The organism is Hydrogenophaga laconesensis, from assembly GCF_031457235.1.
GTDB lineage: Bacteria > Pseudomonadota > Gammaproteobacteria > Burkholderiales > Burkholderiaceae_C > Hydrogenophaga > Hydrogenophaga laconesensis.
Genome location: NZ_JAVDWE010000023.1, coordinates 12,497 through 25,268 on the forward strand (window position 1 = coordinate 12,497; position 12,772 = coordinate 25,268).

The following is a 12,772-nucleotide window of genomic DNA, read 5'->3' on the forward strand; positions in this document are numbered from 1 at the left end:
GGGCGGCTGCTTCAGACCGCGGCGGCACCGGCGACGATTTCCGAAAGTTCTTTCGTGATCGCGGCCTGGCGGGTCTTGTTGTAGACCAGCTTGAGTTCACCGATGACGCTGCCAGCGTTGTCGGTCGCGGCCTTCATGGCCACCATGCGGGCAGACTGCTCTGACGCCATGTTCTCGGCGACAGCCTGGTACACCTGGGCTTCCACGTAACGCAGCAGCAGTTCGTCGATGACGGTGGCTGCATCGGGTTCGTAGATGTAGTCCCAGTCGCGACCACCGGCGTTGTCCTGCAAGGTGCCCGCATTGAGGGGCAGCAGTTGCTCGATCACCGCTTCCTGCTTCATTGTGTTGATGAACTTGGTGTACGACAGATAGACCGCGTTGATGCGCCCCTCCGTGTACGCATCGAGCAGCACCTTGACGGGGCCAATCAGCTTTTCCAGATGGGGCGTGTCGCCCAACCCGGTCACACTGGACACCACCTTGGCACCGATGCGGTTGAGGAAACCCAGACCCTTGTTGCCAATGGCCACGGCCTCCGCACTCGCTCCCTGCGCCTGCAGCTCCTTGAGCTGGGTCGTCACAGCACGCAACACGTTGGTGTTGAGACCACCGCACAAACCCTTGTCCGTCGTGACCACAACAAAACCGGCGGTCTTGGCATCGTTCGTCTGCATGAACGGGTGCGTGTACTCCGGGTTGGCCCGGCTCAGATTGCCAGCGATCTGGCGCACCTTCTCGGCGTAAGGACGCGCGGAGCGCATGCGCTCCTGCGCCTTGCGCATCTTGGAGGCGGCGACCATCTCCATGGCTTTGGTGATCTTCTTGGTGTTTTCCACCGACTTGATCTTGCCGCGTATTTCCTTACCTGCTGCCATTGGGGCTCCTTAGCTGGTCAACGGGGCGGATCAGTACGTGCCGGTCTTCTTGAAATCGGCAACTGCGGCAGCAAGCTGGGCTTCGGCTTCCTTGTCCTTGTCCAGCGCCTTGCCGGCTTCCATCTTCTGCAACAAGGCAGCGTGCTTGTCCTTCAGGAAAGCGTGCAGACCGGCTTCGAAAGGCAGCACCTTCTTGACGTCGATGTCGTCCAGATAGCCCTTGTTCACCGCGAACAGCGAGGCGGCCATCAGGCTGATGGGAAGCGGTGCGTACTGGGCTTGCTTCAGCAGTTCGGTCACGCGGGCACCGCGGTCGAGCTGCTTGCGGGTGGCTTCGTCGAGGTCGGAAGCGAACTGCGCGAAAGCGGCCAGCTCACGGTACTGGGCCAGGTCGGTACGGATACCGCCGGACTGCTTCTTGATCAGATCGGTCTGGGCGGCACCACCGACGCGCGACACGGAGATACCGGCGTTGATGGCGGGACGGATGCCGGCGTTGAACAGGCTGGTTTCCAGGAAGATCTGGCCATCGGTGATCGAGATCACGTTGGTCGGCACGAAGGCGGACACGTCGCCTGCCTGCGTTTCGATGATCGGCAGTGCGGTCAGCGAACCGGTCTTGCCCTTGACCTCACCCTTGGTGAAGGCTTCGACGTAGTCGGCGTTCACGCGGGCTGCACGCTCGAGCAGACGGCTGTGGAGGTAGAACACGTCGCCGGGGTAGGCTTCGCGGCCAGGCGGGCGGCGCAGCAGCAGCGAGACCTGACGGTAGGCCACGGCCTGCTTGGACAGATCGTCGTACACGATCAGCGCGTCCTGACCACGGTCGCGGAAGTACTCGCCCATCGTGCAGCCCGAATAGGCCGACAGGTACTGCATGGCGGCAGATTCGGAGGCCGAAGCAGCCACGACGATGGTGTAGTCCATCGCACCGGCTTGCTCCAGAGCACGCACCACGTTCTTGATCGACGACGCCTTCTGGCCGATGGCGACGTAGACGCAGGTCATGTTCTGACCCTTCTGGTTGATGATCGCGTCGATGGCGACGGCGGTCTTGCCGGTCTGGCGGTCACCGATGATCAGCTCGCGCTGGCCACGGCCGACGGGCACCATGGAGTCGATCGACTTCAGTCCGGTCTGCACGGGCTGGTCCACCGATTTGCGGGCGATCACGCCAGGGGCGACCTTCTCGATCACGTCGGTCAGCTTGGCATTGACCGGGCCCTTGCCATCGATCGGCTGGCCCAGCGCGTTGACCACGCGGCCCACCAGTTCGGGACCCACCGGCACTTCCAGGATGCGACCCGTGCACTTGACGGTATCGCCTTCGGAGATGTGCTCGTACTCACCCAGAATCACGGCGCCAACGGAGTCGCGCTCGAGGTTCAGCGCCAGGCCGAAGGAAGGCACGCCATCCTTGTTGGCCGGGAATTCCAGCATTTCGCCCTGCATCACGTCGGACAGGCCGTGGACACGGACGATACCGTCGGTGACCGAGACCACAGTGCCCTGGTTGCGCACATCGCTGGAAGCACCCAGACCTTCGATGCGGGACTTGATCAATTCGGAGATTTCGGCGGGATTGAGTTGCATGACTCTTTCCTTCTTTCGTTAAATGGTGTGCAGGCGCGCCCGGAAAAGCGGCCTCAGGCCGTCAGGGCAATCTTCATTTGTTCCAGGCGGGCTTTGACCGAGGTGTCGAGCACCTCGTCACCCACCACCACGCGAATGCCGCCGATCAGATCGGGCTGCAGTTTCACCTGGAGGTTGAGCTTGCGTCCAAAACGCTTCTCCAGCACGCCCGAGAGGTCGGCCAGCGCGGCGCTGTCCACCTCGAAGGCGCTGTAGACCACGGCATCGAAGGCCCCCAGCTGCGCATTCTTCAATGCGCGGAACTGGGCAGCAATCTCGGGCAGTGCCTGGATGCGGCCGTTCTCGATCACGGTGCGCAGGAAGTTCTGGCCAATGGCGGGCAGGCTGCTCTTGAGCAGACCGGTCAGAAGCGTGAACACCTGTTCGGGCAGGGCTTTCGGGCTGTCGGCGAACTGGCGCAATTGCTCGTTGGCGGCCAGGGCAGCCAGCTCGTCGAGCCAGGCCGCCGCACCGGCCGCATCAGTGCCTGCGGCCTTGAACAGCGCTTCCGCATAGGGGCGGGCAATGGTGGCGATTTCTGCCATGGTGGTCCTTTGAATGCCGGTCGGGCGTCAGGCGGGCATCAGAGCTCGGTCTTCAGGCGACCCAGCAACTCGGCATGAACGCCTGCGTTGATTTCGCGCTTGAGAATCTGCTCGGCACCCTTGACGGCCAGCGCAGCCACCTGCTCGCGCAGGGCTTCACGGGCCTTGACGACCTGTTGCTCGGCCTCCTGACGGGCAGCCGCCACGATCTTCGCCGCCTCTTCGGTGGCGCGGGCCTTGGCGTCCTCGATCACGGTCTGGGCGCGGCGCTCGGCATCGGCCAGACGGGTGGCGGATTCGTTGCGCGATTTGCTCAACTCCTCTTCGACCCGCTTGTTGGCCACAGCCAGTTCGGTCTTGGCCTTCTCGGAAGCCGCCAGACCTTCGGAAATCTTCAACGCACGCTCATCGAGCGCCTTGGCGATGGGCGGCCACACGAATTTCATCGTGAACCACACCAGGATCGCGAAGACGATGGCCTGCGCAAAGAGGGTTGCATTGATGTTCATCGCAACGCCTTTCTGTGTGTTGACAAGAGTGGTGACACACCGGCTGCCTGCACGGTGGGCGAGGCGGGACGGCAGAAAAGGCCCGTCTACCGCAACGCCTGCCCGGGCGGGGCAGCGAGCCCGATTACAGCGTGAACGGGTTGGCGAAAGCGAACAGCAGGGCGATGGCCACGCCGATCAGGAAGGCGGCATCGATCAGACCGGCCAGAATGAACATCTTGGTCTGCAGGTCGTTCATCAGCTCAGGCTGACGGGCCGACGATTCGAGGAATTTGCCGCCCATCAGCGCGATGCCGATGGATGCGCCGATGGCGCCCAGACCGACGATGAGACCGCAAGCCAGTGCGACAAGACCCAGAACGTTTTCCATGATGACTCCTATGAGATGGAAGTTTGTTGAGAAAGGAAAGAAACGAAAGAAATCAACCGATGGCGGCCTGCACAGCCGCTTCAGTGCGCGTCATGCGCCTGCCCCAGATAGATCAGGGCCAGCATCATGAAGATGAACGCTTGCAAGGTGATGACCAGAATGTGGAACAGGGTCCACACCGTGCCTGCGATCAGGTGCCCGATGAAGAAGAGGCCGCCGCCCAGGGACAAGGTGGCATAGGCACCCAGCAGTGCGATGAGCATGAACACGAGCTCGCCGGCGAACATGTTGCCGAACAACCGCATGCCATGCGACACCGTCTTGGCGACGAATTCGATCATCTGCATGAGGAAGTTCACCACACCCAGCAGCAGCGCCCAGACGGGGTTCTTGCTGGTGCCAAAGGGGGCACAAACGAGCTCGTGCGCCCAGCCGCCCAGACCCTTGATCTTGATGTTGTAGAACAGGCACAGCAGCAGCACGGAAACCGACAGGCCCAGCGTGGTCGACAGGTCGGCCGTGGGCACGACGCGCAGGTAATCCTTGAAGCCCATGGCAGGGCCGGCGCTGTGCCAGATCTGTGGAATCAGGTCCACCGGGATCATGTCCATGAAGTTCATCATGAAGATCCAGACGAACACGGTGAGTGCCAGCGGGGCCACGAGCTTGCGGCTCTGGGCGTTGTGGATCACCGACTTGGCCTGGGTGTCCACCATTTCCACGAGCAGCTCAACCGCCGCCTGGAAACGACCCGGCACACCGGCCGTGGCACTGCGGGCAGCGCGCCAGAGCACGAACACCGTCAGCAAGCCCAGAAGGGCGCTCACGACCACCGAGTCGATATTGATCACCGAGAAATCCACGATGGATTCCTGCTTGTGGTTCGTCAGATGGACGAGGTGGTGGCGGATGTATTCGCCCGGAGTCAGAGTGCCTTCAGCTGCCATGTTCGTTTTGTCCGATGAGCCGGAGAGTCAACCGTTTGCATTCGATCGACTGGCCTGGATGAAATACCCGAACCAGTAGACCTTGAGAACCAACACAAGCCCGACCAGAAGGCCGAACCAATTCAAGGGGGAGACCACCCAGGGAGCCGCCGCCAGCATGGCAACGGCCAACAGGATCTTCACACCCTCCCACAACAGGAAGCCGGCAAATGCCGCGTTGGCGTGTGCCGCCCACAAACGGGACGATGCACTCGAGGTCAATCCGTAGGCCATCAGGGCCGAAGGAATTGCCACCGCCGCCGCGCCATACAGAACCGACCAGGCCACCGAAGACGACTGCCATAGCAGCCCACCGACGACGCCCGCAGCCAGCCCGACCAGCCACTGCACAAGAACCAGCCGCCAGAGCGACAGCACTGGCTGACGAACCCGCCACTGCTGCGCCTCTTCACGCGTCAGCGGCTTGAAATCCGATTCCTGCCCCCCATCTTCCTGTTCTGCCCAGCCGGGCGGGATCGAATGGCCTTGCGTCATGTTCGACCTCGCGCGTGACAAACAGACGACAAGTCGCCTGGGTTGCAAAGCCGCCCATTATACGTAGAAACCCCAGCCCATCGTCAATATTCGGTGGACAGTATGGCCGTGTGCGCCGTGCTGACATGGAGCGACGCCGATAATCCCGACATGATCGATCTGCCCGACTCCCTGTGCTTTCTGGACGGGGCCTACGGCCCACTGCGGGAGGCGCGCGTCAGTGTGCTGGACCGGGGCTTCATCTTCGGGGATGGCATCTACGAGGTGCTGCCCGCATACGGTGGTCGCCTGTTCCGCTTCGCCGAACACATGGCCCGGCTGGAACGTTCGCTGCGTGAACTGCGTGTTCCCAACCCCTTTTCCACAGCCGAATGGATGGGCATCGCCCGCCGGCTGATCGCTGATCAGGAGACCCGGGGAGCGCAGAACCAGTTGGTCTATCTTCAGGTGACACGGGGCGTGGCGATGCGCGACCATGCCATGCCGCCGGGGCTCGTTCCCACGGTCTTCGCCATGGCCAGTCCCATGAAGCTGGCAACGCCCGAACAACGTGCAAACGGGGTGGCCTGCGTGACCGCCGACGACTTCCGCTGGGGCAAGGCCCACATCAAGAGCACCAGCCTGCTGGGCTCGGTGCTGGCGCGTCAGATTGCGGCCGACGTCGGCGCGGTCGAGGTGGTGATGTTTCGCGATGGCTACCTGAGTGAAGGCGCGTCCAGCAACGTGTGGGTGATCAAGGAGGGCGTCGTCATGGGACCACCCAAAGACCACCTGGTGCTGGAGGGCATCCGCTTTGGCCTCATCGAGGAACTCTGCCACCGCCGGGGACTGCGGTTCGAGCTGCGCCGCGTCACCCGCGATGAGGTGCTGTCGGCCGATGAGCTGCTGCTGTCCTCGGCCACCAAAGAGGTTCTGCCCATTACCCTGCTGGACGGCACACCCGTCGGCCGCGGCCGCCCCGGCCCGATCTATGCAAGCCTTTATGAAGGCTACCAGCAAGCGGTGGCCACGCAATCGATCTGAACCGACGGAACCCGACATGATGGAACTGCCACCCGAAATCCCACCCGAGCAATCGCTCATCACCTACCCCAGCGACTTTCCCATCAAGGTGATGGGGGCCAACGTGGACGGCTTCGTCACCGCCATGACGCATGTCGCGCGCGCCTTCGACCCCGGCTTCGACGCCAGCACGATCGAGCTGCGTCCGAGCAAGGCGGGCAACTACCTCGGTCTCACACTCACGGTGCATGTGACCAGCCGCGAACAGCTCGACGAGCTGTACCGCACCCTGACCACGCACCCGATGGTCAAGGTGGTCTTGTGACGCCCCCTCGCTCCACCGCTGCGCGGGTCGCTGTCCGCCGAGGGGGCTTGCCCCGCCTTGGGGCGGCCTGGCGGCGGGGTCGGCCATGATCGTCCGCGCGCTCGGCCGGGTGGACCACGCACCCACCTACGAGGCCATGCAGGCCTTCACCGCCGCGCGCACGACCGCCACGCCGGACGAACTCTGGGTCTGCGAGCACAACCCCGTGTTCACCCAGGGGCTCGCGGGCCGTGAAGACCACCTGCTTTCTCCCGGCGACATCCCCGTGGTGGCGACCAACCGCGGCGGCCAGGTGACCTACCACGGCCCCGGACAGGTGGTGGCCTACCCCCTCGTGGACCTCCATCGCGCCGGCTACTTCGTCAAGGAATACGTCTACCGAGTGGAAGAAGCCGTGATCCGGACGTTGGCCGTGTTCGGCGTGACGGGCCACCGGGTGGCCGGCGCGCCCGGCATCTATGTCAGACTGGACGACCCGGGCAGTCACGCCTTGCTGCCCCAGCGGCCGCTACGGCGCGAGCCCGGCGCCCCCCTTCCCCCGCCCGATTTCGAGGGCCTGGGCAAGATCGCGGCCCTGGGCATCAAGGTCAGCCGCCATTGCACTTACCACGGTGTGGCACTGAATGTGGCGATGGACCTGCAACCCTTCCAGCGCATCAACCCCTGCGGCTACGCAGGCCTGCAAACGGTCGACCTTTCTACAATCGGGGTCGCGGCGTCCTGGGACGATGCCGCGGCGGTGCTGAGCCAGAAGCTCGGCGCCACCCTGAGCCCCTGACCCCAACCGCGCCACCCGCGCCCATGCCATGACCAGCCCCGACCCCTCCACGGCCCTCGCCAGCAGCACCGTCCGCGACGCCCAGCCCGCTGCCAGCTACGACGCCACGGCCAAGCAGAAAAGCCAGGCCAAGACCGCGCGCATCCCCATCAAGATCGTGCCGGCCGAGGTGCTGAAGAAGCCCGAATGGATTCGCGTGAAGGCCGGCAGCCCGACCACGCGCTTCTACGAGATCAAGGACATCCTGCGCACCAACAAACTGGTGACCGTGTGCGAGGAAGCCAGTTGCCCGAACATCGGGGAGTGCTTTGGCAAGGGCACGGCAACCTTCATGATCATGGGCGACAAGTGCACCCGCCGCTGCCCGTTCTGCGACGTGGGCCACGGCCGTCCCGACCCGCTGGACGTGAACGAGCCGGACAACCTCGCCAAGACCATCGCGCAACTGAACCTGAAATACGTGGTGATCACCAGCGTGGACCGCGATGACCTGCGCGATGGTGGCGCCGGACATTTCGTTGCCTGCATCGAGAAGACCCGCGCCCTGTCGCCCCAGACACAGATCGAGGTGCTGGTGCCCGACTTCCGGGGCCGCGACGACCGTGCGCTCGAAATCCTCAAGGCCGCGCCGCCCGACGTGATGAACCACAACCTCGAAACCGTGCCACGCCTCTACAAGGAAGCGCGCCCGGGCTCGAACTACGAATTCAGCCTGAACCTCCTCAAGAAGTTCAAGGCCCTGTTCCCGCAGGTACCCACCAAGAGCGGTCTCATGGTGGGCCTTGGCGAGACCGATGAGGAGATCCTCGATGTGATGCACGACATGCGCTCGCACCACATCGACATGCTCACGATCGGCCAGTACCTCGCCCCCAGCGGGCACCACCTGCCGGTGCGCCGTTACGTGCACCCCGACACCTTCAAGATGTTCGAGGCCAAGGCCTACGAGATGGGGTTCACCCACGCGGCCGTGGGCGCCATGGTGCGCAGCTCGTACCACGCCGACCAGCAGGCGCACGGCGTGCTGAACCCCGCTCTGGCGAAATGACGTGGTCACCGCGCATGACCGGCTGAGCGTGCGCGACTACGGCGCCTCCCACGGCAGCCACGACCACGACCATTTCCAGATTCTGGTCGGCCTCGAGGGCGTGCTCGAACTGGAGGTGGCGGGCCGCGGACGGCGCATCGCCGCAGGCGAGGGCTGCGTGGTTCCCCCTGGGGAGCGCCACGATTTCGAGGGGCATGGCGCCACGCGGTGCCTCGTGCTGGATTCGCACGACCCCGCATGGGCACTGGCCAGCGCCGTGCCACCCGCTGGCGTGCGGCCCCTGGCCCGCTACCTGGGCGAAGCGGTGACCGCCGGCCTGCCCCGCGCGCGCCGGCTCGGCGCCAGCCTTCTGCTGGAAGCCTGGGTACAGCAAGCCCGCTCCGCCGGAACCCCCGAACGCCATCAGCGAACCATCGACTGGGCCGCCTTGAGCCGCTGGCTGCAGCCACGCTGGCAGCTGCCGCTGACCGTGGCCGACCTCGCCGGCACGGTCCACCTGAGCACCTCCCAGTTCACCGCGCGATGTCGCGCCGAGCAGGGGGACAGCCCCATGCAGTGGCTGCGTCGGCAAAGGCTGGCCCAGGCCCGCGCATGGCGGGCGGAGGGCGTGAGTGTGGCCGACACCGCCCACCGGGTGGGCTACCGCTCGCCGTCGGCGCTCACGGCCGCCCTGCGCCGCGAATCGCCAAGCGACTGACCGGCACCCCAGACCCGCGAAACGCGACGACGGATAGGCGAAACGCGACGATGGGCCCGACTAAGCTCTGGGCATGTGCCTTCTGCTTGTGTCCCGCTCTCCATGATCCAACGCCAACATTCGCTTGCACTGGGCATCGGCTTCGGTGCTGCGGCCGGGGCGGCCTGGGGTCTCGTGTTTCTGGCCCCTGAACTGGTCCGCGAATTCTCGCCCCTGCAACTTTCGGCTGCGCGCTATCTCGCCTACGGCCTCGTGGCACTGGCCCTGATCGCACCACGCTGGCGCACCCTCGCCCCGCGCCTGGGGCGCCCCGAATGGTGGGCGCTGCTGCGCCTCAGCCTCCTGGGCAACATCCTGTACTACGTGCTGCTGGCGTCTGCGGTACAGCTCGGTGGCATGGCAATGACCTCGCTGGTCATCGGCTTCCTGCCCGTGGCGGTCACGCTCATCGGCAGCCGGGGCCAGGGCGCTGTACCGCTGCGCCGGCTGGCCCTTACGCTGGCGCTGGGCATCGCCGGCATCTTCTGTGTGGCCTGGCAATCGCTCGGCATGCCATCGGATGCGCCAGTGAGCGACCGCCTCACGGGTTTCCTGTGCGCCCTGGGAGCCCTTGCCGCCTGGACCGCCTACGCTGTGGGCAACAGCCGCTGGCTGGTTCGGCTGGATCATGTATCGTCGCACGACTGGAGTCTGCTCACCGGGGTGGTGACTGGTGGACTGGCCCTGCTGCTGGCGGTGCCGGCGTTCCTGGGCAGCAGCCTGAACGATCACACCGACGCTCAATGGTGGCGTTTCATCGGCGTGGCCGCCAGCATGGCCGTGGTGGCGTCCATCCTGGGCAATGCCTTCTGGAACCGCGCCAGCCGCCTCCTGCCCTTGACCATGATTGGACAGATGATCCTGTTCGAAACCCTGTTTGCCCTGCTCTACGGCTTCCTGTGGGAAGCGCGTTGGCCCACGGCGCTGGAAGCGCTGGCCATGGTGCTGGTGAGTGCCAGTGTGCTGGCGGGCATCTCGGCGCACCAGCCTGCACCGGAGCACGGCAACTGACGGGTGTCCCGGTCAGTCGGTCATCAGGGCGGCCGGGTCCTCGGCGGCCAGCACGCTCTGCGCCCAGGCTTGCAGCCGCGTGGTGTCGCAGCGCAGAATCTGCTGCTTGACTGCCAGGATCTGCGATGGGTGCATGGAGAAGCTGCGCAGGCCCAGGCCCAGAAGCAGGCGCGTGAGGCTCACGTCGCCCGCCATCTCACCGCACACGCTCACGCCCTTGCCCTTCGCCCGGCATTGCTCGATGGTGCTGGCCAGCAGTTGCAACACCGCCGGGTGCACGGGGTCGTAGAGGTGTGACACCGCCTCGTCGGCACGGTCGATCGCCAGCGTGTACTGGATCAGGTCGTTGGTGCCGATGGACAGGAAGTCGAAATAGCGCAGAAACAGGGGGATGGTCAGCGCCGCTGCGGGCACTTCGATCATGGCGCCGAGCTTGACATGGCCATACGCCATGCCGCCGTTGTCCAGCTGCTCACGGGCGCGGTTGACCAGCACCAGCGTCTGCCGGATTTCGCTGGCGTGCGCCAGCATCGGAATCAGCAAGTGCACCGGGCCGTGCGCGGCCGCGCGAAGGATGGCACGCAGTTGTGCCAGAAACATGGATGGCTCGGACAGGCTCCAGCGGATCGCGCGCAGGCCGAGCGCGGGGTTGAGGTGGTCCTCCCCCGCACGCGAGGCACCTCGGTCCAGCGGTTTGTCCGCACCCACGTCCACCGTGCGGATCGTGACCGGCAAGCCCTGCATGCCCTCGACCGCGCGCCGGTAAGCCTGGTATTGCTCCTCCTCGTCGGGCAGCTTGCCGCTGCGGCCCATGAACAGGAACTCACTGCGGAACAACCCCACGCCAACGGCGCCGGCCTTGAGCGCGGCTGCCGCGTCCTCGGGCTGTTCGATGTTGGCGAGCAGCTCGATCTTCTGGCCGTCGAGCGTGACGGCCGGCGTGTGCTTCAGGCGCGAAAGCCGCTCACGCTCGACCTCGCCCTGGCGCTGCTTGAAACCGTACTCGGCCAGCAGGATGGGCGAGGGATCGACCAGCACCACACCGGCATCGCCGTCGATGATCACCCAGTCATCCTGCTGGATCAGCTGGCTGGATGAGCGTGCGCCCACCACCGCCGGAATGTCCATGCTGCGCGCGACGATCGCGGTGTGGCTGGTCTTGCCGCCCACGTCGGTGACAAAACCGGCAAACACGCTCTGCTTGAACTGCAGCATGTCGGCCGGCGACAGGTCGTGCGCGATCAACACCAGCGGCACTTCGACGTGGCTGTCCTGCGTCGGCTTGCCCTGCTCCCCCGGCGCCACCGGCGAGGCCACACCGCGCATGAAGCGCAGCATGCGCTCGACCACCTGCTCCAGATCGGCCTTGCGCTCCCGCAGATACGGGTCTTCCATTTCGTCGAACTGGCGCGCGATCACCTCGAGCTGGGTGGTCAGCGCCCATTCGGCGTTGTAGTGGCGGTCCACGATCCAGTGCTTCACGCCACTGGTGAGCTGCTCGTCCTGCAGCAGCATCAGATGCACGTCGAGCAGCGCCGTGAGTTCGGGGTGCGCGTCGTTGGGGCCGAGCTCATGCAGGCTCTGCTGCACCTTCACGATTTCCTCGGCCACCGCATTGCGCGCCTGGCGCAGGCGTTCGATCTCGCTCGCGACCTGGTCAGCCTGCACGAAGTAGTGCGCGACGTCCACCCGGCTGGACGCGACGATCACGGCCCTCCCGATGGCAATGCCCCGGGACACGGCCAGACCGTGGATCGAGATGGTCACTCGCCCTCGCCGAACTTGTCGTTGACGAGCGCGACCAGCGCATCCATGGCGGCCTGTTCGTCCTTGCCATCGGTCTCGATCTCGACCACGCTGCCGATGCCCGCGGCCAGCATCATGACGCCCATGATGCTCTTGGCATTGACGCGCCGTTCCCCGCGCGACATCCACACGTCGCTGGCGAAGCCGCCCGCGAGCTTGGTGAGTTTGGCCGAGGCGCGTGCGTGCAGCCCGAGCTTATTGCTGATGGTCACGGTGGTCTTGATCATGCGTGGCTCGTCTGGCCTGGTTCTGCGGCGCGGTCACCGCCACCTGGATGACACCCTGTGTGGCGCCGATCATGGCGCGCGAGATCAGCGCGTCCAGCGATTCGTGGCGGTACGACACGGTGCGCAACAGCATGGGCAGGTTGACGCCGGTGATGAGTTTGGAATTGATGCCGTCGATGAGCTTCTGCGCCACATTGCAGGGCGTGGCACCGAACACGTCGGTCACCACGAGCGTCTGGGGCAGGTGCATCTGACGCATGAGCGCGCGTGCCTGTGCCAGCGACTCCTCGGGTGGCACATTGGGCTGCACATCCAGGGCCGACACCGCATCGGCGCTGTCAGGGAATACATGGAGCACGCACTGGCGCAGCGCGCTGGCCAGCGGCGCGTGCGCCATGATGAGGATGCCGTTCATGGTCGCAGT

At 65.1% G+C, this 12,772-nt stretch carries 16 protein-coding genes; 6 read left to right on the plus strand and 10 right to left on the minus strand.

The features are described from left to right. Positions 1-11 precede the first annotated feature (11 nt). The 7 genes from atpG to J2X09_RS25520 form a co-directional block, all read right to left on the minus strand. Positions 12-878, minus strand: a complete 867-nt coding sequence (gene atpG, locus J2X09_RS25490) for a F0F1 ATP synthase subunit gamma (RefSeq protein WP_204735750.1) — start codon at positions 876-878, stop codon at positions 12-14. 30 nt (positions 879-908) lie between these two features. Continuing rightward, positions 909-2,471 (minus strand): F0F1 ATP synthase subunit alpha, encoded by a 1,563-nt coding sequence (gene atpA, locus J2X09_RS25495; RefSeq protein ID WP_204735749.1) that lies wholly within the window; start codon positions 2,469-2,471, stop codon positions 909-911. 53 nt (positions 2,472-2,524) lie between these two features. Beyond that, positions 2,525-3,055, minus strand: a complete 531-nt coding sequence (locus tag J2X09_RS25500) for a F0F1 ATP synthase subunit delta (RefSeq protein WP_204735748.1) — start codon at positions 3,053-3,055, stop codon at positions 2,525-2,527. A gap of 38 nt (positions 3,056-3,093) precedes the next feature. After that, positions 3,094-3,564: a F0F1 ATP synthase subunit B gene (locus J2X09_RS25505; RefSeq protein WP_204735747.1), complete on the minus strand. Its 471-nt coding sequence runs from the start codon at positions 3,562-3,564 to the stop codon at positions 3,094-3,096. A gap of 124 nt (positions 3,565-3,688) precedes the next feature. Next, entirely contained in the window at positions 3,689-3,934 is a 246-nt protein-coding gene (gene atpE, locus J2X09_RS25510) for a F0F1 ATP synthase subunit C (RefSeq protein WP_009519254.1), read from the minus strand. A gap of 80 nt (positions 3,935-4,014) precedes the next feature. Continuing rightward, the gene (gene atpB, locus J2X09_RS25515) at positions 4,015-4,881 is read right to left on the minus strand and encodes a F0F1 ATP synthase subunit A (protein WP_204735746.1); all 867 of its coding nucleotides are present in this window, start codon (positions 4,879-4,881) and stop codon (positions 4,015-4,017) included. Positions 4,882-4,908: 27 nt separating this feature from the next. Further along, on the minus strand, positions 4,909-5,415 hold the full coding sequence (locus J2X09_RS25520; RefSeq protein WP_204735745.1) for an ATP synthase subunit I: 507 nt from the start codon (positions 5,413-5,415) through the stop codon (positions 4,909-4,911). A gap of 150 nt (positions 5,416-5,565) precedes the next feature. Between J2X09_RS25520 and J2X09_RS25525 the strand changes: the two genes are divergently transcribed. The 6 genes from J2X09_RS25525 (at position 5,566) to J2X09_RS25550 (ending at position 10,315) form a co-directional block, all read left to right on the plus strand. Beyond that, positions 5,566-6,438 carry a D-amino acid aminotransferase gene (locus tag J2X09_RS25525; protein ID WP_204735744.1) on the plus strand — a complete coding sequence of 291 codons (873 nt, stop codon included), beginning with the start codon at positions 5,566-5,568 and terminating at the stop codon, positions 6,436-6,438. 19 nt (positions 6,439-6,457) lie between these two features. After that, positions 6,458-6,742, plus strand: coding sequence for a DUF493 family protein (locus J2X09_RS25530; RefSeq protein ID WP_204735764.1), 285 nt, complete (start codon positions 6,458-6,460; stop codon positions 6,740-6,742). Positions 6,743-6,827: 85 nt separating this feature from the next. Beyond that, positions 6,828-7,520, plus strand: coding sequence for a lipoyl(octanoyl) transferase LipB (gene lipB / locus J2X09_RS25535; RefSeq protein ID WP_204735743.1), 693 nt, complete (start codon positions 6,828-6,830; stop codon positions 7,518-7,520). A 28-nt stretch (positions 7,521-7,548) separates the two neighbouring features. Continuing rightward, a complete protein-coding gene (gene lipA, locus J2X09_RS25540; protein ID WP_204735742.1) occupies positions 7,549-8,568 on the plus strand; it encodes a lipoyl synthase in 1,020 nt (339 codons plus the stop codon). 1 nt (position 8,569) lies between these two features. Beyond that, positions 8,570-9,265, plus strand: a complete 696-nt coding sequence (locus tag J2X09_RS25545) for an AraC family transcriptional regulator (RefSeq protein WP_204735741.1) — start codon at positions 8,570-8,572, stop codon at positions 9,263-9,265. 102 nt (positions 9,266-9,367) lie between these two features. Further along, on the plus strand, positions 9,368-10,315 hold the full coding sequence (locus J2X09_RS25550; protein WP_204735740.1) for a DMT family transporter: 948 nt from the start codon (positions 9,368-9,370) through the stop codon (positions 10,313-10,315). Positions 10,316-10,327: 12 nt separating this feature from the next. On the opposite strand, the gene ptsP is transcribed toward J2X09_RS25550, so the two are convergent. Genes ptsP through J2X09_RS25565 form a run of 3 tightly spaced genes read right to left on the minus strand, consistent with a single transcriptional unit; the run spans position 10,328 to position 12,763 of the window. Further along, on the minus strand, positions 10,328-12,082 hold the full coding sequence (ptsP, locus tag J2X09_RS25555) for a phosphoenolpyruvate--protein phosphotransferase (RefSeq protein WP_204735739.1): 1,755 nt from the start codon (positions 12,080-12,082) through the stop codon (positions 10,328-10,330). Continuing rightward, positions 12,079-12,348: an HPr family phosphocarrier protein gene (locus J2X09_RS25560; protein WP_204735738.1), complete on the minus strand. Its 270-nt coding sequence runs from the start codon at positions 12,346-12,348 to the stop codon at positions 12,079-12,081. The genes ptsP and J2X09_RS25560 overlap by 4 nt, the downstream gene beginning before the upstream one ends. Next, on the minus strand, positions 12,317-12,763 hold the full coding sequence (locus tag J2X09_RS25565; protein WP_204735737.1) for a PTS sugar transporter subunit IIA: 447 nt from the start codon (positions 12,761-12,763) through the stop codon (positions 12,317-12,319). Before J2X09_RS25565 ends, J2X09_RS25560 begins: the two co-directional genes overlap by 32 nt. Between the last annotated feature and the right edge of the window lie 9 nt (positions 12,764-12,772).

Bases quoted from the DNA above. Each gene is read 5' to 3' on its own strand.
- J2X09_RS25520 (WP_204735745.1), bottom strand. From the start codon at position 5,415: ATGACGCAAGGCCATTCGATCCCGCCCGGCTGGGCAGAACAGGAAGAT.
- atpE (WP_009519254.1), bottom strand. From the start codon at position 3,934: ATGGAAAACGTTCTGGGTCTTGTCGCACTGGCTTGCGGTCTCATCGTC.
- atpB (WP_204735746.1), bottom strand. From the start codon at position 4,881: ATGGCAGCTGAAGGCACTCTGACTCCGGGCGAATACATCCGCCACCAC.
- lipB (WP_204735743.1), top strand. From the start codon at position 6,828: ATGATCGTCCGCGCGCTCGGCCGGGTGGACCACGCACCCACCTACGAG.
- J2X09_RS25560 (WP_204735738.1), bottom strand. From the start codon at position 12,348: ATGATCAAGACCACCGTGACCATCAGCAATAAGCTCGGGCTGCACGCA.
- lipA (WP_204735742.1), top strand. From the start codon at position 7,549: ATGACCAGCCCCGACCCCTCCACGGCCCTCGCCAGCAGCACCGTCCGC.
- atpA (WP_204735749.1), bottom strand. From the start codon at position 2,471: ATGCAACTCAATCCCGCCGAAATCTCCGAATTGATCAAGTCCCGCATC.
- J2X09_RS25565 (WP_204735737.1), bottom strand. From the start codon at position 12,763: ATGAACGGCATCCTCATCATGGCGCACGCGCCGCTGGCCAGCGCGCTG.
- atpG (WP_204735750.1), bottom strand. From the start codon at position 878: ATGGCAGCAGGTAAGGAAATACGCGGCAAGATCAAGTCGGTGGAAAAC.
- J2X09_RS25525 (WP_204735744.1), top strand. From the start codon at position 5,566: ATGATCGATCTGCCCGACTCCCTGTGCTTTCTGGACGGGGCCTACGGC.
- J2X09_RS25505 (WP_204735747.1), bottom strand. From the start codon at position 3,564: ATGAACATCAATGCAACCCTCTTTGCGCAGGCCATCGTCTTCGCGATC.
- J2X09_RS25500 (WP_204735748.1), bottom strand. From the start codon at position 3,055: ATGGCAGAAATCGCCACCATTGCCCGCCCCTATGCGGAAGCGCTGTTC.
- J2X09_RS25550 (WP_204735740.1), top strand. From the start codon at position 9,368: ATGATCCAACGCCAACATTCGCTTGCACTGGGCATCGGCTTCGGTGCT.
- J2X09_RS25530 (WP_204735764.1), top strand. From the start codon at position 6,458: ATGGAACTGCCACCCGAAATCCCACCCGAGCAATCGCTCATCACCTAC.